The organism is Arthrobacter sp. Soc17.1.1.1 (genome assembly GCF_036867195.1).
GTDB lineage: Bacteria > Actinomycetota > Actinomycetes > Actinomycetales > Micrococcaceae > Arthrobacter_D.
Genome location: NZ_JBAJII010000001.1, coordinates 3743979 through 3767733 on the forward strand (window position 1 = coordinate 3743979; position 23755 = coordinate 3767733).

Annotated in this window: 21 protein-coding genes; 7 read left to right on the top strand and 14 right to left on the bottom strand. The window is 67.4% G+C overall.

Translation table 11 applies throughout. The features are described from left to right. The first annotated feature begins 103 nt into the window (after positions 1-103). Positions 104-1189, top strand: coding sequence for an inositol-3-phosphate synthase (locus V6S67_RS17540; protein ID WP_334211459.1), 1086 nt, complete (start codon positions 104-106; stop codon positions 1187-1189). 53 nt (positions 1190-1242) lie between these two features. On the opposite strand, the gene V6S67_RS17545 is transcribed toward V6S67_RS17540, so the two are convergent. Beyond that, positions 1243-1896 (bottom strand): MerR family transcriptional regulator, encoded by a 654-nt coding sequence (locus V6S67_RS17545; RefSeq protein ID WP_334211460.1) that lies wholly within the window; start codon positions 1894-1896, stop codon positions 1243-1245. Between the two features lie 93 nt (positions 1897-1989). On the opposite strand from V6S67_RS17545, the gene V6S67_RS17550 reads away from it, so the two are divergent. Beyond that, the gene (locus V6S67_RS17550; RefSeq protein WP_334211461.1) at positions 1990-2475 is read left to right on the top strand and encodes a DUF2306 domain-containing protein; all 486 of its coding nucleotides are present in this window, start codon (positions 1990-1992) and stop codon (positions 2473-2475) included. On the opposite strand, the gene V6S67_RS17555 is transcribed toward V6S67_RS17550, so the two are convergent. From V6S67_RS17555 to V6S67_RS17575, 5 genes are all read right to left on the bottom strand, one after another. Continuing rightward, positions 2472-4136 (bottom strand): formate--tetrahydrofolate ligase, encoded by a 1665-nt coding sequence (locus V6S67_RS17555; RefSeq protein ID WP_334211462.1) that lies wholly within the window; start codon positions 4134-4136, stop codon positions 2472-2474. The two genes, V6S67_RS17550 and V6S67_RS17555, sit on opposite strands and share 4 nt — an antisense overlap. A 25-nt stretch (positions 4137-4161) precedes the next feature. Continuing rightward, the gene (locus V6S67_RS17560; RefSeq protein ID WP_334211463.1) at positions 4162-4932 is read right to left on the bottom strand and encodes a phosphatase; all 771 of its coding nucleotides are present in this window, start codon (positions 4930-4932) and stop codon (positions 4162-4164) included. 31 nt (positions 4933-4963) lie between these two features. Next, entirely contained in the window at positions 4964-6211 is a 1248-nt protein-coding gene (gene mshA, locus V6S67_RS17565; RefSeq protein ID WP_334211464.1) for a D-inositol-3-phosphate glycosyltransferase, read from the bottom strand. Positions 6212-7153: 942 nt separating this feature from the next. Then, positions 7154-7804 (bottom strand): histidine phosphatase family protein, encoded by a 651-nt coding sequence (locus V6S67_RS17570; protein WP_334211465.1) that lies wholly within the window; start codon positions 7802-7804, stop codon positions 7154-7156. Next, positions 7801-9246: a CCA tRNA nucleotidyltransferase gene (locus tag V6S67_RS17575; RefSeq protein WP_334211466.1), complete on the bottom strand. Its 1446-nt coding sequence runs from the start codon at positions 9244-9246 to the stop codon at positions 7801-7803. Before V6S67_RS17575 ends, V6S67_RS17570 begins: the two co-directional genes overlap by 4 nt. Before the next feature lie 180 nt (positions 9247-9426). Between V6S67_RS17575 and V6S67_RS17580 the strand changes: the two genes are divergently transcribed. From V6S67_RS17580 to trxA, 5 genes are all read left to right on the top strand, one after another. Continuing rightward, positions 9427-9906 carry an NUDIX hydrolase gene (locus V6S67_RS17580; RefSeq protein ID WP_334211467.1) on the top strand — a complete coding sequence of 160 codons (480 nt, stop codon included), beginning with the start codon at positions 9427-9429 and terminating at the stop codon, positions 9904-9906. Positions 9907-9958: 52 nt separating this feature from the next. Next, a complete protein-coding gene (gene murJ / locus V6S67_RS17585; protein WP_334211468.1) occupies positions 9959-11710 on the top strand; it encodes a murein biosynthesis integral membrane protein MurJ in 1752 nt (583 codons plus the stop codon). 49 nt (positions 11711-11759) lie between these two features. Further along, positions 11760-13292: an ABC transporter substrate-binding protein gene (locus V6S67_RS17590; protein WP_334211469.1), complete on the top strand. Its 1533-nt coding sequence runs from the start codon at positions 11760-11762 to the stop codon at positions 13290-13292. A gap of 173 nt (positions 13293-13465) precedes the next feature. Continuing rightward, positions 13466-14518: a thioredoxin-disulfide reductase gene (gene trxB / locus V6S67_RS17595; protein ID WP_334211635.1), complete on the top strand. Its 1053-nt coding sequence runs from the start codon at positions 13466-13468 to the stop codon at positions 14516-14518. Between the two features lie 25 nt (positions 14519-14543). Further along, positions 14544-14870, top strand: a complete 327-nt coding sequence (gene trxA / locus V6S67_RS17600) for a thioredoxin (protein WP_334211470.1) — start codon at positions 14544-14546, stop codon at positions 14868-14870. A 2496-nt stretch (positions 14871-17366) separates the two neighbouring features. Here the strand turns inward: trxA and V6S67_RS17605 are convergent. From V6S67_RS17605 to rpmH, 8 genes are all read right to left on the bottom strand, one after another. Further along, positions 17367-18512, bottom strand: coding sequence for a ParB/RepB/Spo0J family partition protein (locus tag V6S67_RS17605; protein WP_442884891.1), 1146 nt, complete (start codon positions 18510-18512; stop codon positions 17367-17369). A gap of 450 nt (positions 18513-18962) precedes the next feature. Beyond that, entirely contained in the window at positions 18963-19961 is a 999-nt protein-coding gene (locus V6S67_RS17610) for a ParA family protein (RefSeq protein ID WP_334211472.1), read from the bottom strand. Positions 19962-20154: 193 nt separating this feature from the next. Beyond that, positions 20155-20823, bottom strand: coding sequence for a 16S rRNA (guanine(527)-N(7))-methyltransferase RsmG (gene rsmG, locus V6S67_RS17615; protein WP_334211473.1), 669 nt, complete (start codon positions 20821-20823; stop codon positions 20155-20157). Continuing rightward, a complete protein-coding gene (locus tag V6S67_RS17620; RefSeq protein WP_334211474.1) occupies positions 20816-21376 on the bottom strand; it encodes a Jag family protein in 561 nt (186 codons plus the stop codon). Before V6S67_RS17620 ends, rsmG begins: the two co-directional genes overlap by 8 nt. After that, entirely contained in the window at positions 21373-22335 is a 963-nt protein-coding gene (gene yidC, locus V6S67_RS17625) for a membrane protein insertase YidC (protein ID WP_334211475.1), read from the bottom strand. Before yidC ends, V6S67_RS17620 begins: the two co-directional genes overlap by 4 nt. 14 nt (positions 22336-22349) lie before the next feature. Then, positions 22350-22700 (bottom strand): membrane protein insertion efficiency factor YidD, encoded by a 351-nt coding sequence (gene yidD / locus V6S67_RS17630; RefSeq protein WP_442884840.1) that lies wholly within the window; start codon positions 22698-22700, stop codon positions 22350-22352. Continuing rightward, positions 22697-23068: a ribonuclease P protein component gene (rnpA, locus tag V6S67_RS17635; protein WP_334211637.1), complete on the bottom strand. Its 372-nt coding sequence runs from the start codon at positions 23066-23068 to the stop codon at positions 22697-22699. The genes yidD and rnpA overlap by 4 nt, the downstream gene beginning before the upstream one ends. Positions 23069-23156: 88 nt before the next feature. Then, the gene (gene rpmH / locus V6S67_RS17640) at positions 23157-23294 is read right to left on the bottom strand and encodes a 50S ribosomal protein L34 (protein ID WP_022892375.1); all 138 of its coding nucleotides are present in this window, start codon (positions 23292-23294) and stop codon (positions 23157-23159) included. Positions 23295-23755 lie beyond the last annotated feature (461 nt).

A 23755-nucleotide genomic window follows, 5' to 3' on the forward strand; every position in this document is an offset into this window, starting at 1 on the left:
GAGCACGCAGCGGAGTTGGAAACGGAACGTAGACTGGCATTTCCTGCCGACCGCACTGGGGCGATGACGGGCGGGGCATATTCAACGGCTTTCGAGGAGAACTGTGGGACAGAACCCCATTCGCGTGGCAATCATTGGAGTCGGCAACTGTGCCGCGTCGCTGGTGCAGGGAGTGCACTACTACCGGGACGCGGACGCATCGGGCTCCATCCCCGGACTGATGCATGTCGAGTTCGGCAAGTACCACGTGGGGGACGTGCAGTTCGTCGCGGCGTTCGACGTCGACGGCAAGAAGGTGGGCCACGACCTCGCCGAGGCCATCGGCGCCAGTGAGAACAACACCATCAAGATCGCGGACGTCCCGCCGACCGGTGTGATCGTGCAGCGCGGCCACACCCTCGACGGCCTCGGCAAGTACTACCGCGAGACGATCGTGGAATCCGACGAGGAGCCCGTCGACATCGTCGCGCAGCTCAAGGCATCGAAGGCCGACGTCCTGGTGTGCTACCTGCCCGTCGGCTCCGAGCACGCCGCGAAGTACTACGCCCAGTGCGCCATCGACGCCGGCGTCGCGTTCGTCAACGCCCTGCCCGTCTTCATCGCCGGCACCAAGGAGTGGGCCGACAAGTTCACCGCTGCCGGCATCCCGATCGTCGGCGACGACATCAAGAGCCAGATCGGTGCCACCATCACCCACCGCGTGATGGCGAAGCTGTTCGAGGACCGCGGTGTCACCCTCGACCGGACGTACCAGTTGAACGTCGGCGGCAACATGGACTTCAAGAACATGCTGGAGCGCGACCGCCTCGAGTCGAAGAAGATCTCGAAGACGCAGGCCGTGACCTCCAACGTCAAGGCCGAGCTGCGCGCCGACGACGTGCACATCGGCCCGTCGGACTACGTGGCGTGGCTCGACGATCGCAAGTGGGCCTTCGTGCGCCTCGAAGGCCGCAACTTCGGCGACGCCCCCGTGTCGCTCGAGTACAAGCTCGAGGTCTGGGACTCCCCGAACTCGGCGGGTGTGATCATCGACGCGATCCGTGCGGCGAAGATCGCCCTGGACCGCGGTATCGGCGGCCCGATCCTCTCCGCGTCCAGCTACTTCATGAAGTCCCCGCCGGAGCAGTACGCGGACGACATCGCCCACGAGAAGGTCGAAGCCTTCATCCGCGGCGAGATCGACCGCTAGGCCCGGCGGGTCCGACCGCCAGGACCGATTCCGTACGGCAGGGCCGGGACACGCTACGGCTGTCCCGGCCCTGCCGCGTCCGGGGCCCCGGCGGAGCCGTAGCGCCTGATCGATCGGCTGGCCTGGGCGAGGGCGATGATCTTCAGGATGAGCTGGTTGTGCAGGTGGATGCCCACGGCCGCCGTCAGCACGACATCCTCCACGGAATCCTGCAGGTCGGTCGCGGCGAGCTGGACGTCGGCGATCGCGTCCGCCGCCCGCCCGTAGGCCTCGAGGACCTCGGCGCCCACCCCCACGCCGGCCGCATCCATCACCGCGAGGTGGCGGTCGACGGCCCCGCGTGCCTCGCTGGTCTCGTCCGGCCAGGCCATCGCCCGGACCAGCGCGTCACCCCCGGCGGAGGCCGCACCCGCAGCGCCGTCGAGCCGGAGGACCACCGACTGCACCGTGGCGAGCAGCGCCAGCCGCTCCGCCGGCGAGTCCTCGGCGCCCGGCAGGGCGTCGGTGATGCGACGGATGTCCTCGAGGCCTAGGCCCACCGTGGATCGCAGGCCCTGGATCAGGCGCAGCCGCCGCACGTGCCCGTCGTCGTAGTCGGCCCTCGTCGGATTGATCACCGCTCCCGGGTGCAGGAGACCGGTCCGCAGGTAGAACTTGATGCTGGCGGGACTGGTGCCCGACACCTCACTGAGCCGCGCGAGTCGCATGACCCCTCCTCCTGGATCGACCGCCACGGGATAGGCGATCCCACGGGTACTATCCGGATACCCAATACCGGATAGTACAACTATCCTTCCGATATGGACTGGACCCCGCTTCTGGTGACCCACGTGCTCGCCGCGCTGTACGCACTGCTGGTCGGACCGATCAACATCCTCCGCCGCCGCCGCGACCGGACGCACCACCTCCTCGGCTACACCTGGGCGGCGTCGATGTACTACGTCTGCGTGAGCAGCTTCTGGATCGTGTCCGACGGGCACTTCAGCTGGCTGCACGGGCTCTCGGCGCTCACGATCGTCACGGTGAGCCTCGGGATCCTGGCGGCGGTGCGCCGGGACATCCGGGCCCACGCCCTGAACATGGCGGGCAGCTACCTCGGGCTCCTCATCGCCTTCCTCTTCGCGGCGACCGTCCCGTCCCGGTCCATTCCGGCGCTGCTGGGCAGCGACCCCGGCACGGCATGGGGCACCGCGGCGCTCGTCGCCGCCGCCGTCGCCGCCGTCTACCTCACGGTCCGGCCCCGGCGGCCCGCCGGCTCCCGCCCGCGCGCCGGGTCGCACGCCTAGGACAGCCCGACGGCGTTCCCCTCACCGTCCACGTCCATGCGGAGCGCGGCGGGATCCTTCGGCAGTCCGGGCATGGTCATGACCGAGCCCGTGAGGGCGACGATGAACCCCGCACCCGTCTTCGGGATGAGGTCCCTGACGTGCACGATGAAGCCCTTCGGGGCGCCGAGCAGGCTCGCGTCGTCGGAGAAGGAGTACTGCGTCTTCGCCATGCACACGGGCAGCCCGGACCAGCCGTTCGCCTCGATCTCCCGGAGGCGGCGCAGGGCGGGCACGGAGAAGTCGACGCCGTCCGCGCCGTAGATCTCCTGGACGATGATCCGGATCTTGTCCTCGACGGGCAGGTCGAGGGAGTAGAGGTGCGCGAACGTGACGGGCCGTTCGAGGGCGGCGAGCACCTTCGCGGCGAGATCGTCGCCGCCGGGCCCGCCGCCTCCCTGCCCCCACACGTCGGCGACGGCGGCGTCGATGCCCTCCCCGGCACACCATGCCAGCAGCCAGTCGAGTTCCTCCGGCGCGTCGGTGGCGAACCGGTTGATGGCGACGACGGGCGACGCGCCGAACTTCTCGATGTTCCGCACATGGCGGAGCAGGTTCGCGGTCCCCTCGCGGAGGGCATCGAGATCCGCATGCGCCAGGTCCGCCTTCGCGACGCCCCCGTGCATCTTGAGGGCCCGGATGGTGGCGACGAGGACGACGGCGTCCGGCGCAACGTCGGCCGCCCGCGCCTTGATGTCCATGAACTTCTCCGCGCCGAGGTCGGCGCCGAAGCCCGCCTCGGTGACCACGATGTCCGCGAGGCGCCGGGCCGTCTGCGTGGCGATGACGGAGTTGCAGCCGTGGGCGATGTTGGCGAACGGCCCGCCGTGCACGAGGGCGGGCGTCCCGGCGATGGTCTGCACGAGATTCGGCTTGAGCGCGTCCCTGAGCAGCAGTGCCAGCGCCCCCTCGACCCGCAGGTCGCGGACGGTCAGCGGCGTGCGGTCGAAGGTGTACCCGAACGTGATGTCGGCGAGCCGCCGCTTCAGGTCGTCCAGGTCGGTGGCCAGGCAGAACACCGCCATGATCTCGGACGCCACGGTGATGTCGAAGCCGTCCTGGCGCGGCGTGCCCTGCGCGGGACCGCCGAGACCGATCACCACCTCCCGCAGCGCCCGGTCGTTCATGTCCAGGACGCGCTTGAACGTGATCCGACGCGGGTCGATGCCGAGCTCGTTGCCCTGGTGGATGTGGTTGTCGATCAGCGCGGCGAGGGCGTTGTTCGCCGACGTGATGGCGTGGAAGTCGCCCGTGAAGTGCAGGTTGATCTCGTCCATCGGCAGCACCTGCGAGTAGCCACCGCCGGTGGCCCCGCCCTTCATGCCGAGGACGGGCCCCAGGGACGGCTCGCGGAGCGCGATCATGACGCGGCGGCCGGCCCGGGCGAGTGAATCGGCGAGCCCGACGGTGCAGGTGGACTTGCCCTCGCCGGCGGGGGTCGGGCTCATGGCGGTGACGAGGACCACCTTTCCGCGTGTCCCGCGGTCGGGCAGGAGGCGGGGGTCGATCTTCGCCTTGAAGCGCCCGTGGAACTCGAGCGCCTCCCGCGGGATGCCTGCCGCGTCCGCGATGTCCTCGATGGGCTGGACCGCGGCGGCGCGGGCAATCTCGAGATCGCTCATGCGGTCAACCTACCAGCGCGCACCGTCATGCCGCCGGAAGCCCGGCACGTTCGAGGACGTAGGCGATGAGCGGTGCGTACAGTCCGGGGCAGACGTTGTCGTCGAGCGGGACGGCCACCTCCACCTGGCCCTGCGCCTCGGACACGAACAACCCGGGGTCGTTGCAGTCGGCGAAGCCGAGGGTGGGGATCCCCGATGACGCGGCCTGTCCCGCCCACCCGTGGTCGGCGACCACGAGGTCCGGAGCCGCGAGGCCGTGCTCGGCGAGTGTCTCGAGGCTCAGCCGCATGGGGTCGGGGAAGTGCGTGTGCATCAGGCCGCCGTGCTGGTGCCAGACGAGGACCCCGAACACCTGGCGGATGTCGCCGGCTCCGAAGCGCCGCCCCTCGGGGACCTGCACGACGTCGGCCCCCGCGGCGGCCGCGGCACGGGCGAAGGCCGCGTGGACGGGCAGCAGGCCCGCCGGATGGCCGGTGGCGAAGAGGATGCGCTCGCCCCGGCGCGCAGACGCACCGAGGCGGTCGGCGAGGCGGTCCAGGGCCGCGACGCATCTCTCCGCGTCGATGGTGTCCTGGCCGTCGGTGTGTCCACGGTCCGGGCTCGTGCCCACGCGCTCGTGCATGAGGTCGAAGACGTCGTCGAAGCTCCATGGCCGGGTGAGCTCCACGCCGAACCCGAGGTGCTCGTCGCCCTCGAGGAACAGGCGCATGTGCCTGAGGTTGTCCTGCCGCGGCGTGGCCACCTGGCCTGTGATGCGGACGGAGTCGAGGTAGTCGGCAAGCTCTGCGGCATTCACCCCTCCATCCTAGGGGCCACCGGGGGCCGCCTCAGCGCGCGGCGGCGGGGGAGAAACGGTCGACGGCCGTGCGGTAGCTCTGCGCCGTCAGCAGGGCGGTGCGCTGCCAGCCGAACGCGAGCGCATGGGTCGCGGCACCCTGGCCGAGCGTCTTCCGGAGCTGCTCGTCGTCGTACAGCCGTTCCAGGGCGTCCGCCCAGCGGCGCGCGGAGTGGCCGTGCACGAGGAGCCCGCTGCGACCGTCGCTGATGGCCTGCGGGAGCCCGCCCACGTTCGCGGCGATCACCGGGGTGCCGCAGGCCTGCGCCTCGAGGGCCACCAGGCCGAAGGACTCGCTGAAGGACGGCATCACCACGGCGTCGGCGGACCTGAACCACTGGGCGAGGTGCGTCGCGGTGACCGGCGGGTAGAGCCGCACGTCGTGGGTGAGGCCCGCGTGGTCGATGACGGGCTGGAGCGCGAGCGCCTCGGAGCCGCTGCCCGAGCCGAGGATGCTGACGGCGAGGGGGATGTCCGGTCGGCGCCGACGGAGCTCGGCGGCCGCCGCGACCAGCACCTGCGGGCCCTTGAGCTTCTGGATCCTGCCGGCGAACACCACGTGGAACTGGTGCGGCGGGACGGCGAGGCCGGCACGCGCGGCGTCCCGGTCGCCGGGATGGAAGGTGGACAGGTCGACGCCGGGCGCCACCACGTCGATGCTGTCGGCTGCGGCCCCGTACAGCGAGACCAGTTCGGAGGCCTCGGTGGTGGTGTTCGCGATGAGGCGTGCCGCGCCGTCCACGATGTCCTGTTCGCCGGCCACCCTGTCCGCCGGCTCCGGCGAGGCGATCGCCTTCATGCGCAGGTTCTTGACCTTCGCCATGGTGTGCATGGTGTGGACGAGCGGGAGGTTCATCTCCCGGCTGAGCGTGAGGCCCACGGCGCCGGACACCCAGTAGTGGGAGTGCAGGACGTCGAAGTGGCCGTCCGCGAGCAGGTCGGCGACGTCGGTGAACGCGTCGGCGAAGGTGCCGGTGAGGCCCGGGAGTGTCTCTTTCGGGATGCGGCGGCGCGGCCCGGCTTCGAGGTGGTGGACCACCACGCCGTCGTGCAGCGTCTCGCGGCTGGGCCGGCCCTCTCCTGCGTCCCGCGTGAAGATCTCGACGTCGATCCCCACGCCGGCCAGTTCGAGCGCCGTGCTCCTGACGTAGACGTTCATGCCGCCTGCATCGCCTGCACCGGGTTGCTCGAGCGGGGAGGTGTGCAGGGACAGCATGGCTACGCGCCTGACGCCGGGCACATCCTCTCCTCTCCGACCGGCAGGATGGGCGCCGGTCGAGTCAACCTCACGACCCTACAACGCACCGCCGGCGCGCTGCATTCCGGTCGGTGCCTGCGTCGACGGAGGAGCCCCGGCCCAGCGAGCCGCGCCGGGGCGGCGAGGCCCAGCCGGCGCAGCGGAGCCCGCGCTGGAGGCGCGGGCTCCGCCGATCGATAGGGACAGGGGCTGGGAACGGTCACTTGATGTACATCGAGTGGTTCGGCAGCATCAGGCGCTCACGGGCCTCCCGGGAACCGGGTGCCGGTGCCGAGAGGATCCGCCCCCACAGAGAGAGACCATTCCTCCACCTCCTCAACATCAGCTGCACCTCCCTCCGGTGGTGGAAGCCGGGCATGGGGTCCGCCGGGACCCCCTGCAGGTCCTGCTCGGGGTCGGTGCCGGACGGGAGCGGGGTCAGGGCCCCGCTCAGGATGAATTCACCCCGCGCCGGAATCGGCGGGACGGGTGGTACGGGTTTATCGAGGAATTGGGCAGGAATGAGCCGGGAATCGGGCATGACGAAAGTCTCCAGGTGGAATTCAGGCAGGAATGAGCTAGGAATGGCGGAAAGAAAGAAATGCCGCCGGAAAAGGGGATGACGGGAGGAAGCCGCGCACGGGTGCGGGGTGATACGGGATCAGCCGGCTGGTGCCGGTGCGCCGGCTTCCTAGTGCGTACGGATGACGAAGGCGGGATCGGCGCTACGGGCGAGGGCTCCGGTGAGCAGGGTATTCACGATCTCCACCTCCATTTCATCGATAGTACGGCCGGGCGGCCTGGTCTTCCCTCGATGGTCGAGTTGGGAAGGCCCAATGGCACAGCACTCAAACTACCCCATGAAATGGGTGCGGCGATAGACCTTCGGGCGAATTGATCGCAATTATTTCCCGGACGTGCGAATTCGGTGCTGAGGACTGCCGGCTAGAGGTTCCAGTGCACGATCGCCGGGGTGCGCTTGTCCCAGCCGAGGGCACAGACGGCCGCGGTGCCGAGCACGAAGCGGCGACCCTCGATCGCCCCGAACTGCAGCCACCGGGCAGCGACGATCCGCAGGAAGTGGCCGTGCGCCACGAGGAGTGCGTTCTCCACGGGCTTCGCACCGGGATCGCGGTCGGCGGGGGTGCCGCAGCCGGCCTGCACCCGGGCGATCACGCGGTCCGCCCGCTCCGAGACCTGGTCCAGGGTCTCCCCGTTGGGGACGCCGTCGTTCCAGATGAGGTAGCCGGGGTTCTCCTCGCGCACGGTCGCGCTGTTCCTGCCCTCGTTGTCGCCGTAGTCCCACTCGTGCGCGAACGGCAGCACCTCGGCGTCGGGGAACCCTGCGAGCTCCGCCGTGCGGACCGCGCGCTGCAGGGGCGAGGTCACCACGAGGCCGAAGTCGATCCCCTCGAGGTGCCGGCGTGCGGCGAGCGCCTGCTCCTCGCCGTGAGGCGTCAGCGGGAGATCCGTGAGTCCCGTGTAGCGGCCGTCCCTGGACCACTCCGTCTCGCCGTGGCGCAGGAGCCAGAGCTTCGGCAGCGGCGTGCCACTGGGGGTCCGATCGGGTGCTGCTGCGCCAGTCATCGGCGTCATGGGCTGTTCTCCTGGGATTCGGGCTGCTCGCTCCACCACTGATGGAGCTTGGATTCGGCCTGTGCGGGGTCGTGGGGCCCGTGCTCCATCCGTTCCTCGAGGAGGAACCGGTAGGCGCGCCCCACCACGGGGCCGGGACGGATGCCGAGGAGCGCCATGATCTGCTCGCCGTCGAGGTCGGGCCGGATGGAGGCCAGTTCCTCCTGCTCCGCGAGCGCGGCGATCCGCGCCTCGAGGTCGTCGTACGCGAAGGAGAGACGCTCGGCCTTGCGGCGGTTGCGGGTGGTGACGTCGGAGCGGGTCAGGCGGTGGAGCCGCTCGAGGAGGGGACCGGCGTCGCTCACGTAGCGACGCACCGCCGAGTCGGTCCACCCGGCCTCACCGTAGCCGTAGAACCGCATGTGCAGTTCCACGAGCCGAGCGACCGCCTTGACGGTGTCGTTGTCGAACCGCAGCGCCCGGAGTCTCTTGGCCGCGAGTTTCGCGCCGACGGCGTCGTGGTGGCGGAAGCTCACCGCGCCTCCCGGCTCGAACCTCCGGGTGGCGGGTTTGCCGATGTCGTGCAGGAGCGCGGCGAGCCGCAGGACGACGTCGGGCGCGGGCACCGGGCCGTCGTCGCCCGTCTCGAGGGCGCAGGCCTGGCGCAGGACCGTCAGCGAATGCTGGTAGACGTCCTTGTGGCGGTGGTGCTCGTCCGTCTCGAGGCGCAGCGCGGCCACCTCGGGCAGCACATGGTCGGCGAGTCCGCTGTCCACCATCACGTCGATCCCGGCGTCGGGCGCAGCGCCCCGCAGGAGTTTGACCAGTTCGTCGCGCACGCGCTCGGCGGAGATGATCGAGATCCGCTCGGCCATCGACCCCATGGCCTCGGCGACCTCCGGAGCTACGGTCACCCCCAGCTGGGACACGAACCGCGCAGCGCGCATCATGCGCAGCGGGTCGTCGGAGAACGACGACGCCGGCGTGCCCGGCGTGCGCAGGACCCCCGCGTGGAGGTCCCTGACACCGCCGAACAGATCCACGAGTTCGAGGGAGGGCAGCCTGAGCGCCATCGCGTTGATCGTGAAGTCGCGCCGGACCAGATCCTCCTCGAGGCTCGTGCCGAAGGCGACCGTCGGGTTCCGGGAGGCAGGATCGTAGGCCTCCGCGCGGTAGGTGGTGATCTCGATCTGGTAGCCGTCCTTGCGGAGGCCGATCGTGCCGAAGGCCCGGCCGATCTCCCAGTAGGCATCCGCCCAGCGCTTGATGAGCGCCACGGTCCGGTCCGGGTCGGCATCCGTGGTGAAGTCGAGATCCGGCGACACCCTGCCGAGGAACAGGTCGCGTACCGGCCCCCCGACGAGCGAGAGCTCATGCCCCGCGGCGTCGAAGAGTTCACCGACCTCGAGGACCACGGGAGGAAGGGGTGCGGTGAGTGTCGAAGTGTCCAGCAGGTGCGCCATAGTCCCTTAAGGGTGCCAGATCGGCACCGTTTCCCACACCGCGCACGGCCCCGCGCGGAAGCTGTACGAACCGGCGTCCACCGCGTCGCGCCGTCATCGACGCTCCTGAAAGATCGTTAGAGTGGACGCATGGACCGACCCGTTCCAAGTGCTCCCAAGCGCACTCCCTTGACTGTGTCAATGGGGACCACGGGTATGCCTGCCGTGCAGCACCAGCTGCCCACGGTGGAGGAGGTGTCCGCCGGCGGGATCGTCGTGGACACCACGAGGGAGACGCTCGACGTCGCCATCATCGCTCGCCTGAACCGCGGCGGCCGCCTCGAGTGGTGCCTGCCGAAGGGCCACCCGGAAGGCGTGGAGAACAGCGAGGAAGCGGCCGTCCGGGAGATCGCCGAGGAGACCGGTATCGAGGGAAGGATCGTCTCCGCCCTCGGCAGCATCGACTACTGGTTCACCGTCAGCGGCCACCGGGTGCACAAGACCGTCCATCATTTCTTGCTGATCGCCACCGGCGGCTGTCTCACCATCGAGAACGACCCGGACCACGAGGCCGTCGACGTCGCCTGGGTCCCCCTGCAGGAACTCGGCCGCAAACTGTCCTTCCCCAACGAACGCCGGATCGCCGACCTGGCCCGCGAGGTGCTGCCCGAGCACCTCTGAGCTCGTGCAGTACGCCGTCATCGTCCCCGCGCGGATGAGACGATGGAGAACGATGTCTGACACCAACACAGCCTCGACCCCCCTGCAGGACGCCGGTCCGCCGGTCCGCGACGACCCCTCTGCCCCGCGCAACGGGTCGACGGCCCGTTCGAGCGCCATCATGGCGGCCGGCACCCTCGTCTCCCGGATCCTCGGCCTGGTACGGGTGGCGCTGCTCGCGACCGCCATCGGTGCCTCCGGTCAGGTGTCGGATCTCTTCACCTCGGCGAACAACCTGCCGAACTTCATCTACCTGATGCTCGCCGGCGGCGTGTTCAACGCCGTGCTGGTGCCGCAGATCATCCGTGCGAGCCGCCTGCCCGACCGCGGAGCGGACTACGTCAGCCGGCTCCTCACGCTCGCCGCCGCGGCCCTCCTCGTGCTGACCGTGCTCGCGACGCTCGCGGCCCCTGTGATCGTGTCCCTGACGACGGGCTTCACGGGCGCCAACCTCGCCCTGACCACGGTCTTCGCGTACTGGTGCCTCCCGCAGATCTTCTTCTACGGCATCTACGCCGTGACCGGGCAGATCCTCAACGCCAACGGGTCCTTCGGCCCCTACATGTGGGCACCCGTCGTCAACAACATCGTGTCGATCGCCTTCCTGGTGGTCTTCATCGTGCTCATGGGGGGCGAACAGGCGGCACGGCACAGCCCGGACACCTGGACCCCGGCGCAGACCCTGCTCCTGGCGGGCGGTACGACGCTCGGCATCATCATCCAGGCCCTCGTGCTGTTCGTGCCGCTCAAGCGCCTGAGGCTGGGCCTGCGCCCGAGATTCGGCGTGCGCGGAACAGGGCTCGGCCGGACCGGCAAGCTCGCAGCGGTCACGATCGTCACCATGCTCATCGGCAACGGCCTCTACCTAGTGAACCTGCGCGTCGCCACCATCGCCGCCGACGCGCGGCAGAGGTTCCTCGCACAGGATCCGCCCGTTCAGATCGCAGGATGGACCAATCTCGAGATCGGCGCGATGGTGTACCAGCTGCCGCACGCCGTGATCGCCCTGTCCCTGGCCACGGTCATGTTCAACCAGCTTTCGTCCGCGTACGCCGACAACGACCTGCCGTCCGTCCGGGCCACCCTCTCCCAGGGCCTGCGCATCATCGGTGTCGCAACCGTATTCGGGGCCGCGGCACTGCTCGCCTTCGCGGGCCCCCTCGGCATGCTGTTCAGCGAGTCTCCCGAGATCGCGGCCATCAACGGGGTGGTCATCGCGATCCTCGCTGTGGGAGCACCGTTCCTCAGCGCCAACTTCTTCCTCACCCGTGTGTTCTACGCGAGCGAGGACGTCAAGACACCGCTGAAGATCCAGCTCATCCTGTCCGTCGTCGGCGTGGTGTTCGCCCTGGTCGCGGGGATGTTCGACCCGCGGCTCATCGTGCCCATGCTCGCGGCCGCCTACTCCCTCGGCAACGTGATCGCCGTCGTCGTCAGCCACCTCTTCCTCACCCGCAGCATCGGAGGTTACGGCGCAGGGCACGTCTTCGACGTCCATGTGCGGCTCACGCTCGCCGGCATCGTCGCCGCCGCGGCCGGTACGGCGCTGAGCTGGCTGTTCGGCGGCTATGACGCCTCGGGCTTCGTCTGGCAGTCGAAGCTCAACGCCGTGGTGGTGCTCGCGGCCGGCGGCCTGGTCATGTCGGTGGTCTACCTGGGGATGCTGAAACTGCTCAGGATCACCGAACTGGACGACTTCCTGGCCCCTCTTCTCGCGAGATTCCGCCGGAGCGGCGCCCGGCCGTCCAGCCCGGGAAACATGTGACCGACCGGTAGCATGGTAGAAATCAGCCATGGTCGGCCGGGAGGAACACGTGCCAGAAGCAGTAGACGTCGGATCGGTGCTGGGTGGTCGCTACAAGGTGACCGCCTACGTACTGGCCTCTGCTGAGAGGGACCTCGTGCTCGACGGCGTGGACCAGGTGCTCAACCGGCCCGTCAGCATCCTCGTGGCATCGGCGGGCAACGCCTCCCAGGTGGCGGCGAGCGCCCGTGAACTGGCCACCGGCGACCGGAACGAGAACATCCAGGTCCTGGACCTCGGCATCACCGAGTCGGGCACCTACCTCGTCACCAATCGCACCCCCGCAGCGGACATGCTCGACCTGATCGTCCAGCAGGAGGCACCGGCCGAGGACGCCCCGTACATCGAGCCGTTCTTCACCGACACCCTCGGCTCGGAGATTTTCGGCCGCCCCCGGTCCACCGAGCCGGAGACGTACGACGACGACGAGGACTACGAGGAGGTCCGCCACGAGCGGAAGCCCCGCCGCACCGGTCTCACGCGGCGGTTCGGCCGGGGTTCCGGTGAAGTGCAGCCCGACGAGACCTCCGATCTGCCTCCGGTCGCTGCGGAACCCGCAGCCGAGCGTCGTGCGAGTGCGCATCTCGTGCCCCCGCCCCCGAGTCGCCGACCGGGTGGAGCTTCCGCTGATGACTCCCGCGACGAGGATGCGACCCGGGACGAGCGTCAGGGCGCACATCAGGTCGGGGCCGCGGTCGCCGGTGCGGGCGCGGTAGGAGCAGCGTCAGCCGTCACCGCTCAGCGCCCCGCCCGGGCTGCCTCGCTCTTCCCCCAGTCCGAGCACAAGGACGACCCCTCGTTCGATCCTGCATCCGATGGTCACGACGACGCCGATCACGTCGACGAATACGACGGTGACGACTCCGGGGGCCGCAAGTTCACCCGTGTCCTCGTGGGCGTGGTGCTCAGCATCGTCCTGGTGGTCGCCGTCGTCCTCGCCGCGACCCAGATCGGCTCCATCTTCGGCGGGAACCCTGTCGCTGACAGCGGTGCGGACCCGGAGACGAGCGCAGCCGCCACGGCGGACCCGACCACCCCACCGTCGGCCACCCCCTCGGCCGAGCCTTCGGCGGAGGCCGTACCTCCCGTCATCTCGGGCATCACGCGCGTGGTGCCGGACAACCAGGCGCTCGACGCCGCCAACGACACCAACCTGCCCCTGATCATCGACGGCAATCCCACGACCTTCTGGGGCAACCAGGTGTACGCGAGCGACACCTTCGGCGGCCTGGCCTCGAGCCTGGCCCTCGTGGTGGAACTCGAGGAGGAATCCGCGATCTCGCAGGTCTCCATCGACCAGCTCAACGGGGCCGGGGGCAGCTTCTCCGTGCTCGTCAACGACCGACCCACCCCCGAGGGCGCACAGCAGGTCGCCCAGAGCGGCTTCACGGCACCGACCGTGACCCTCCCCATCCCCGAGGGCGCCGACGGTGCCCCGACGGGACGCTACGTCATCGTCAACTTCACCCAGCTGCCCAGGCTCTTCAACATCCAGGCCCAGTACCCCTTCGGTCTCCGGGTCGCCGAGATCCGGGTCGGCTGACCCACCGCCTGACCCACCTCCTGCCCACGGACGCCCCACCCGCATCGAGTCCGACCGGCACCCCCGGACGGAATATCCATGCCCATGAGGCCGTTGAGGGAAGTGTCCGCAGGTATGACCCGCACGGCCGTATCAGCGCATGAGAAGACAGAAAGGTCTTTGAACACGTGACAATGCAAACCGACGTCCAGCTGGACACGCCCCCTGCAGGGAGCCCCTCCGGGGAGCCGAAGATCCACGATGTCGTCATCGTCGGATCCGGGCCTTCCGGTTACACCGCAGCGGTCTACACCGCCCGGGCCAACCTGAAGCCCATCCTGATCGCGAGTTCCGTCAAGGCCGGCGGTGAGCTCATGAACACCACCGACGTGGAGAACTTCCCCGGCTTCGCCGACGGCGTCATGGGTCCGGACCTCATGGAGCAGTTCGAGAAGCAGGCTCGTCGCTTCGGTACGGAGATCCTGTACGAGGACGTCGTCTCGGCGGACCTCTCCGGCGACATCAAGAAGCTGACCATCGCCACGGGCGAGGAGTTCCTCGCGCGGGCCGTCATCATCTCCACGGGCTCCGAGTACCGCGAGATCGGGCTCGACGACGAGAAGCGGCTCTCCGGCCACGGTGTCAGCTGGTGTGCCACCTGCGACGGTTTCTTCTTCCGCGACCAGGACATCGCCGTCGTCGGTGGCGGTGACTCCGCCATGGAGGAAGCCCTCTTCCTGACGAAGTTCGCCCGCTCCGTCACCGTGATCCACCGCCGGGACACCCTCCGAGCCTCGAAGATCATGCAGGACCGAGCGTTCGCACACGAGAAGATCCGTTTCCTGTGGAACTCCGAAGTGGTCGGGATCCACGGCGCCGAGAAGGTCACGGGCGTCAAGGTGGCGAGCACCGTCGACGGGACCACGAGCGACATCGAGGTCACGGGCATCTTCGTCGCGATCGGCAACGACCCCCGTGTGGACCTCGTGAAGGACCAGCTCGAACTGACCAGCGAGGGGACCATCGCCGTCCAGGGCCGCACCTCCAAGACGTCCCTCCCCGGCGTGTTCGCGGCAGGCGACGTCATCGACCCGACCTACCGCCAGGCCATCACGGCATCCGGTAGCGGGTGTGTTGCAGCCCTCGACGTCGAGCACTACCTCGCCGACACCGTCAACCTCTCGGAGACGGCCGCACGGGTTCCCACCCCTCCGGCCGAAGCAGTCTCCGAATCAGCGTCCCTCTGATCGACCAACCCCAAGGAGCAAGACAATGAGCAACGCAAAGGATGTGACCGACGCGTCGTTCGACGCCGACGTCCTGCAGTCCAGCAAGCCAGTGATCGTCGATTTCTGGGCCGAGTGGTGTGGCCCCTGCCGCATGCTCTCTCCCATCCTCGATGACATCGCTGCCGAGCACGCGGAGAAGGTCGACGTCGTCAAGGTCAACGTCGACGACAATCCCGCCATCGCCGCGAAGTACGGCATCACGTCCATCCCGGCCGTGTACGTCTTCCAGGGCGGAGAGGTCGCTGCCACCTCGATCGGCGCCAAGCCGAAGCAGATCCTCGAGCAGGAGTTCGCCGCGTTCATCAACTGATCGCGTATTCATGGAAAGAGCCCGTCGGATTCCGGCGGGCTCTTTCCGTGTGCGGAGGAGAATGGTGGGGCGGATAGGCGGAGCCCTTGATGTGCGGAGATCGATGTACCGGTGTCCGCCGACGGTTGCCCTAGGGGGACGATTCACGCAGAACTGCTGACACACTGTCCCGTCGCGGGTGTGGGCAGCGGGCGGATGGCTGCCGGAGGCGGTAAGGACCTGTCACTTCATCTGGCTCCGCCCGCAACATCCCATCCGACGACTGCGGGACCACGGTCGTGTTTCACGTGAAACCCTCGACGACGGCTTCAGTGGATGTCGGCTCTCGAGCACCTCTGCCAGCTCGCAGGACCACCGCCGCATGCCCGATACCGCCGACACAGGCTTCTCGCCCGAACCCGGTTCTCTACGGTCAACAACGCGATCATCGTTCACTCTCCACTGACGGGACGCAGCACACGGCCGTCCGCTCACTGCCGCATGTGCCGGCGGAACGTCGGCGCTCCGCGGTCCAGGATCATCGAACCCTTCATCACACACTGGCCGCAACCAATCTCCGTTGCTCATCGCCCGGGGACATTGCCTATCCCGCTTGGACGGCCGCCAGGGCCAGCACCCTGCGCCGGAAGCTTCATGGCGACCGCCGTGGAGTAACTCGTACCTCGTCGTTATGCGGACGCGCTCCAGAAATCGTGGAACAAACGGCACCCGTCTCCCATGTTCATGACCGACCAGACCGCACGGGCTTGGACCGGGGCGGGCTCGGCTGCCGGGCACCGCGGACCGTGTCCCTTTCGCGGTTGGCCGGTCAACCATCCATACTCTCCGTCGAGCGGAGGAGGCGTCGTGGTACCTTTGCAACTCCGTGCCGCTGATTGGCTGACATATTCGGTGCTACCAGACCAGAATGGGTTGCCTGATGCTGCGGTTGAAGCGTGGCGTGCAGGCCGCTAATGGAGCGCGAGGCGCTGATAGACCCAGCCGTGACAATCCATCAGTCCTACAGTGCGATCTGCGGTGATCCGCTTCTTCAGCAGGTCTGTCCTCGTTTCACGTGAAACCTCCGCCGCTGCTTGCCGTGGTGACGTGAGTTTCCTTTATCGCGGTCCGATGCCCGGCGCTACTGGGTGGCGAACTTCTCGCCCCGGCGATCTGGGTGCCGCTCAAGGCGCAGCCTGGTGGCGCATACCTAGGAGAGCGCTGAGCCCCAGGTGGAAACACTCACGCCCACTCTGGTGCCCATGAGCCGACCGTAAAGCGCGGGATGTCGGGATCAGCGCGGGATCATTCCATCCGAAAGACCCCGTCCTTCGAACCGCCGTGCCATCGGCTCCTCCTCGAACCCGGCGCGTGGGCAAGTCGAACGTTGCCGTCATTGCGGTCACATAGCAGCGTCGAACCGCTGGATCGCCGGAAGCCCCTCGACACCGCACCGGGCGGCTTCCCAAGAATGACCCGCGATCGTGGAGAGCCGAATAGGAACGAAGATCACGGGTTAGCGAGAGGCGTGCCTCAGCGTTGAAGAGCGCCCGGGCGGGCGCCTGTTCCACGTGAAACCGGGTGCTCCTATGTATCCCTTCGAGAATTCCACGGCCGCGGAGACGCAGATCCCCACCGAGCGGTTCAGCCGGCCCGCGCACCGTGTAGCGAGGCGGGCGGAGCGCAATCGGGCGACAGGCGAGACAGGCAAGGCCTGGTGCGCAAAGGAGGCGGCTGGGGAATCTTGGTGAGGAGCCAACCTAGAGGTGAGCCTCGATCACAAAGCGAGCGGACACGAACCCCCAGACAGGCCAGACGGGTTCCCTTGCTACAAGAATGAAGTAGCGGACGCTGGAGCCCTTGCTGCTCAACCCGCTCTCATGCTGAGAAGCCGGACGCGCTCCTGAGAGGGTGAAGCACGGAGGGCTCGCGTTCCACGTGAAATACCCCAAGCCCGCGATTGGAAGCTGGTGGTCCACGGGCGCCCGAGCTGCTCGCCGGGTGCTTCTCTCCGGCTTCACTCGCGGGCTCTGGACAGCGCTACTCCTCTCATCACCGAGAAAGCGGAAACTTCGCGGCTGAAGGATCCATGAGGTCTGCCTCGGTGATGAATCATCGCGAGGACGAGCTGCTGCTTTGTTAGGCACAATCGCCTGTGCCGTCGTCCGGTGTTGCCACGTTTCACGTGAAACAACTGGACAAGTGAATCACCGGGATACCCTGCAGGGTCACCGCCTTCCGAGCGAAGCTGTAAAGCCATGAGCCATGAGCCATCTAACGTATTCGGCGGCGGAACGTCAGCCTCGGGCAGTTCGAGCGATGCCGACCGCGTACGAGCCACGGCTACGGGCCAGACCGGCAAAAATCCGAAATCCAGGGGGTACTACATCCACGACGCCAGGCTCGTTGCGCCAAGGGAATTCGCGTGCCCTTGAGGCGCTGTCCCGCTATCGCAACCCGCGCATCGAGAAGGGGCCGTGTTTCACGTGAAACACAGCCCCTTGAATTCGCTTCGTCTCAGTCGGACGTTGGGGACAACACCCCGATGATGCGATTCAGGTCATCAACGCTGGCGAACTCGATACTGACCCGCCCCTTCTTGGCTCCCAGGGTGATCTTCACATTCGTATCCAACCGATCCGAGAGCGACGTAGCCAGATAGTCGAGCCGCTCGTGGCGTGCTCCGGCATTCGGAACGCTCTGCTTGGTTGCGCGCCGAAGCCCGCCACTCAGCGCGACGATCTCCTCCGTGGACCGCACCGACAGCCCCTCGGCCACGATCCTCTGCGCCAGCTTCTCCATCTCCGCGGCGTCGCCCAGACCGAGAAGCGCGCGTGCGTGGCCGGCACTGAGAACACCGGCCGCAACCCGCCGCTGAACCAGTGGGGGGAGCTTCATCAGCCGCAGCGTGTTCGAGATCTGCGGCCTCGATCGCCCGAGCCGGCCGGCGAGCTCATCGTGCGAGCACCCGAAATCGTCGAGTAGCTGCTGATAGGCGGCGGCTTCTTCGAGTGGATTGAGCGCGCTCCGGTGGAGGTTCTCCAGCAGCGCATCGCGGAGCAGATCGTCATCCAGCGTCGATCTGATGATCGCCGGGATGCTCGTCATTCCCGCCTCACGCGAGGCCCGCCAACGGCGCTCTCCCATCACCAGTTCGTAGGAGTGCTCGCCGTCCTCCTGGGAGGGACGCACGACGACGGGCTGCAGCACGCCGATCTCGCGGATCGAATGCACCAGCTCGGCGAGCTCGTCCTCGTTGAACTCGACCCGGGGCTGCTTCCGGTTGGGGTGGATGCTGTCGAGCGGCACATCGGCGAAGGTGGCGCCAGGAACCTGGATCAGACCCACAGTGTCGTCGCCGGTGCCCTGGGTATCGACAGTCTTGGGGCCGGCATCTGCAGGCTCAGTGAGTATTGCCGCGCCCTTCGCCCGCGTTTCACGTGAAACTGCGCCCTCGTTCGCGTCAGCGTGATCGGCGCCGCGGTCTACGCCTCCTTCTGTATCCTGCTGATCTCCGCCTGGCGCCTGGGGCGATACCTTCGCGCCACGATCGGACGGCGAGGCGGTCACAGCCATCGACGCTGCGGGGTCGACCTCGGCCGGGGCCGTCGGTCGCTCATCGGCCCGGCCGACGGATGATCCGTCCACAACTTCTTCCGGCACCACGGCAGGAGAGGCTTCGGCCTTCGAGCCGTTGGAATCCTGCGCACTGCTTCGAGTACCACCGGACTTGCGTGCAGGAGCTTTACCAACTCTTTTGGTTTGAGCCTCTAGGACATTTTTGTTGATTCCACTGCGAAGTGCCGACGAATAGGACCGTGGCTGCTCTGCGACGTCGTCCTCGGTGACACGTTCGAAGAACAGGTCGACAGGACGGCCGCCCTGCTTTCGTGGCGCGTCGGTCGTCCTCGGCGCAGGATCGTCCCGCTGGGCAACGGGTTGGGCTTCGACCGGGTCGGACGTCTCCTCGACCGGAGCACTCGGGATGAGCGCTCCCAATCCTCGACCGAGCCCTCGGCGCTTTTCCGCCATGTCATTCCTTCCGATCGGTGGAGCACCGCCCCACCTCGACTTCTTGGTGGTCGAGCCAGACAGCTGGACCAGGGTGCAGTGTTACGAGCGGGAGGCGATCTCCGCCGCCGCTTCCTGGTAGGAGAGTGCCCCGCTCGAGGACGGGTCGTACGTCATGACCGTCTGCTGGTAGCTGGGTGCCTCCGAGATCCGGACGGATCGGGGCACGACCGCCTTGAGCACCTGCTGGGGGAAATGCTCGCGCACCTCGGCCGCCACCTGCGCCGCGAGGTTCGTCCGCCCGTCGTACATGGTCAGCAGGATCGTCGACACGGCGAGGTCCGCGTTGAGGTGTTTCTGGATCATCTCGATGTTCTTGAGGAGCTGACTCAGACCCTCGAGGGCGTAGTACTCGCACTGGATCGGGATGAGCACCTCCTTCGCCGCGACGAATGCGTTGACGGTCAGGAGACCGAGGCTGGGAGGGCAGTCGATGAAGACGAAGTCCAGCCTCGGCTCGCCCTTTTCCTCGCGTCCCTTCGCATAGACGTCGATCGCCCGGCGTAGCCGCTGCTCGCGAGCCACCAGTGACACGAGCTCGATCTCCGCGCCGGCCAGGTGGATCGTCGCCGGAGCACAGATGAGATTCGGCACGTCGGGGCAGGGGGCAACGACGTCGGCCAGGGGCACGTCGTCGATCAGCACGTCATAGATCGAGTCGACATCGGCGTGGTGGTCGATGTTGAGTGCGGTGGACGCGTTCCCCTGGGGGTCGATGTCGATGACGAGTACCTGCAGCCCGGCGGTGGCCAGGGCGGCGGCGATGTTGACCGTCGTCGTCGTCTTGCCCACCCCGCCCTTCTGATTGCTGATGGTCATGATGCGGGTGCTGCCCGGCTTGGGCAGAGGTTTGCCCAGCAGCTTCTCCCTCCGCTTCGCCTCGCTGGCCAGCTCCCGGCCCAGCGGCGAGGAGTCGTCCATCGTTTCCATGACGCTCCTGCCCTTGGATTGCTTCTTCGAGGGAGGGGCGTCGATGGCTCCCGAGGCGGCGGGCTCAGTTTCACGTGAAACCACACCCGTGTTCGCCGGATCAGCAAACATTCCCGGTTGGATTTCGCGGAGACCCACAGCGAGCGGGGATCCGGACACCAACAGGGGCTCGGGCTTGGTCGCGGGGGCGTCCTTGATGGTCACTCGGTAACTCACTCTCACATGCCAGACGTCGTTAGATACAAGGGTAGCCGCAAGTACCGTCACGGTTCGGGTGCAGCACCGTTCCCACGGGACGCGGGGATCAGGGGATACGTACGGGAATGCGGACGACGGTCGTCGGCTCGGGGAGCACGGATGCACCGACCGTGAGGATCTCCGGGCTTCCGCCACCGAGCTTGCGGATGACCTTGCGTGCCTTCTCGATCTCCTCACCCGCGCTGCGTCCCTTGATGGCGAGGACCTCTCCTCCGGCTTTCGTCAGGGGTATCGTCCATCCGGCGAGCGTGGAGAGTGCCGAGACGGCACGCGCGGTGACGTAGTCGCCGGTGATCTTCCCGACCATCTCCTCGGCCCGTGCCCGGTGGACGGACACGTTCGGGAGGGAGAGGTCTTCGACCACCTCGTTCAGCCAGGTCACGCGCCGTTCCAGGGGCTCCACCAGATGGAGCTGCAGATCGCGCCGGGCGATGGCGATCGCCAGTCCTGGAAGTCCTGCACCACTGCCGACGTCGACCACGGAGGCATCCCGTGCCATCAGATCCGCCACGACCGCACAGTTGAGGACGTGCCGGCCCCACAGGCGTGGGACCTCCCGCGGTCCGAGGAGGCCGCGCTCGATCCCCGACGACGCCAGGTGGGCGACGAACCCTCGCGCCACAGGGAGCTGCGTTCCGAAGACCGCCTCCGCGGCGGCCGACTCCTCGGCGGAGGGCTCGGGGAACCCGGTGACCGGCAGTGGTTCCTCAGTCATCGCTGGGAGACACGACGATTTGCCGGGCGGCACCCTCGCCTTCGGACTCACTCACGAAACCGAGATCCGCGACGACATCGTGCACGATCTTGCGTTCGTACGCAGACATGGGAGCGAGCGCGACGTCCTCACCCGTCTCCTTCACCTCGGCGACGGCGTCCTCGGCGATCTTCGTCAGTTCGCGGCCACGGCGGTCGCGGTAGCCGTCGACGTCGAGCACGAGACGCGAGCGGGAGTCCGTGGCCGTGAGGACGCTGAGGCGCGTGAGCTCCTGCAGAGCCTCCAGCACCTCGCCGTCATGGCCCACGAGCGAGCTCAGGCCGGCGTCGGAGGTGTCCTCGGAGACGATCGAGATGTAGGTCCTGCCACTGCGCACCTCGATGTCGATATCGCCGTCGATATCGGCGATGTCGAGCAGCTCCTCGAGGTAGTCGGCAGCCACGTCGCCCTCCTCGTCGAGCCGCGAAGGCTTCGCCTCGCCACCGGCCGCGACGTCGTCGTCGGACTCGGGACCGCTGAGATCAGGAGTGTGCTCTTCGTTCTCTACCGTCATCGCTTCTTCCTCTTCTTGCGCTGGGGCTGGACCCGCTGGACCCGGGGTTCCGGAACAGTCTCGATGGCCGGCTCGGTCTTCCGCTCACCCAGGAGCGGGACCGCAGGAAGACCCTTCTTGGCGCGGCGCTCCGCGAGTGCCTTGGCCGCCGGTGACCCGGGGGTGGGCATCCTGCGGATGACGTAGAACTGCTGGGCCATCGTCCACACGTTGGTGGTGGTCCAGTACACCAGGACGCCGATCGGGAAGTTGATGCCGCCGATGCCGAATACGAGCGGGAGGATGTAGAGCATGATCTTCTGCTGACGCATGAAGGGGCTCTGCATGGCCTCCTCGGACATGTTCTTCGCCATGATCTGCTTCTGCGTGATGAACTGCGACGCGGTCATCGCGATGATCATGATCACGGACAGGATGACCACGCTGATGTTCAGGTTGTCGCCGAAGCTGCCGAGGAAGGTCGAGGAGAGGGGGGCGCCGAAGATCGTCGCATCATCGAACTGTCGGACGGACTCCGGGGACAGGGCACCGATCTCGGTACCTTCCTCGCTGGCCCGGGAGATTCCGTTGAGCACCGTGAACAACGCGAAGAAGAACGGCATCTGGATCAGGATGGGCAGGCACGCCGCGAACGGGTTGGTCCCGTGCTTCTTGTACAGGGCCATCTGCTCCTGCGTCATCGCCTGGCGGGAGAGCTGGTCCGTTTTGCCCTTGTACTTCTGCTGGAGCTTCCGCAGATCGGGCTGCAACGCCTGCATCCCGCGCTGCGCCTTGATCTGCTTCACGAACACGGGGATCAGGGCCGCACGGATGACGACGACGAGCCCGACGATCGACAGCACCCAGGTCCAGCCGGATGCCGGGTCCATCCCGAGGAAGGTGAACCCCTCGTGGAACATGAACATGATCCACGACACGAGCCACCGGAACGGTGCCAGGATCGTCTCAAAAAAACCCATAATCAGTTAGCTCCTCAAGCCGCCGGGCGGCTTTCGTCATCGGCCGGGATCACCGGATGGTTCAACACAACAATCGAGGGGACCTTCCCCGCCGGGAAGGTCCTGGAACCGACGGGTACGTGGTCGACACCGCCGTCGTTCCAGGGGTTGCAGCGGACAAGCCGCCTGGAGGCGAGCCAGGATCCACGCACGAGGCCATGAACGGTCACGGCCTCGAGTGCGTAGGCGGAGCAACTCGGGTAGAACCGGCACACCGGCCCGTACAGCGGAGAGACGACCTTCCGGTACGCGATCAGCAGTCCGATCGCGGCCAGGCGGGGCAGCCCGATGAGGAAGGACAATGCACTGGCAGCGATGCTCCTCACGATACTCTGCCTTGCCTTTCCGCCGTGTCGGGTCCTTCGAGCCTGCGGACCACCGCGGCCAGGGAGCCGGTGAAGTCTTTCCGCAGGGCGGGCCAGTCGCTGTCCGCTGCCGCCGGCAACGCACGGATCACGACGTCGTACCCGGCGGGATGCGCGGCTACCCACTCCGCCGAGGCATGGCGGAGCCTTCTCTTAACGAGGTTGCGCGTGACGGCGTTCCCGACGTTCTTGCCGACGATGAAACCGACGCGCGAGGGCATGGAATCCGAGGTCCTGGCGCCGTATAGCACAACGTTCCGGCGCCCTGAGCGGGCGCCGGAACGTACGATACGTGCAAAATCCGCTGCCGTCCGCACCCTGTGGATCATCGGAAGCACTGCGGGGTCCTGTCTGCCGAGGCTAGGAACCCGGTGCCGACGCGATCACCCGAAGGACGCATGGCGTGGGAGGAACCGCTTATGCCGAGAGTTCGGTACGGCCCTTGCCGCGGCGTGCCGACAGAATGGCACGACCAGCGCGGGTGCGCATGCGAAGACGGAAACCGTGCTTCTTGGCACGACGGCGGTTATTCGGCTGAAAAGTCCGCTTGCTCACTGTAGTTACTCCAGAACGATCTTGAGATGCGTCCGGCCCATTGCAACAAGGGGGAAGAACAGACTGACGCGATGAAGGTGTACATCCGACATTCGCGCTGGAGCTGTCACATCCCGAGGCCTCTTAGTACCCGGGAACACCTGTGATGGCATGCGAAATGCAGACATGTTGGACTACATAACGTTAGGGGACGCGACTCGGGGGCGTCAAACTCGCTGTCACCAGCCTGTGGGTTGGTTTTCCACCACCCTGTGGACAACTGGTGCCGGAGACACACTACACGCCGGCCCGGAGGCACCGTGTGAGTCCGTTCACGATGTCCGCCGGGGCGCTCCAGTCCGCTATCTTCTGCACTTTTCATCCTCTAGTCTTGGCTGCGGTCCGTTTATCCACGACATGTGTACAACTCTGTGGATGACGGACCTTTCCGAGCGCGAGCAGTGCAGCCAAGAGAGGTTTTC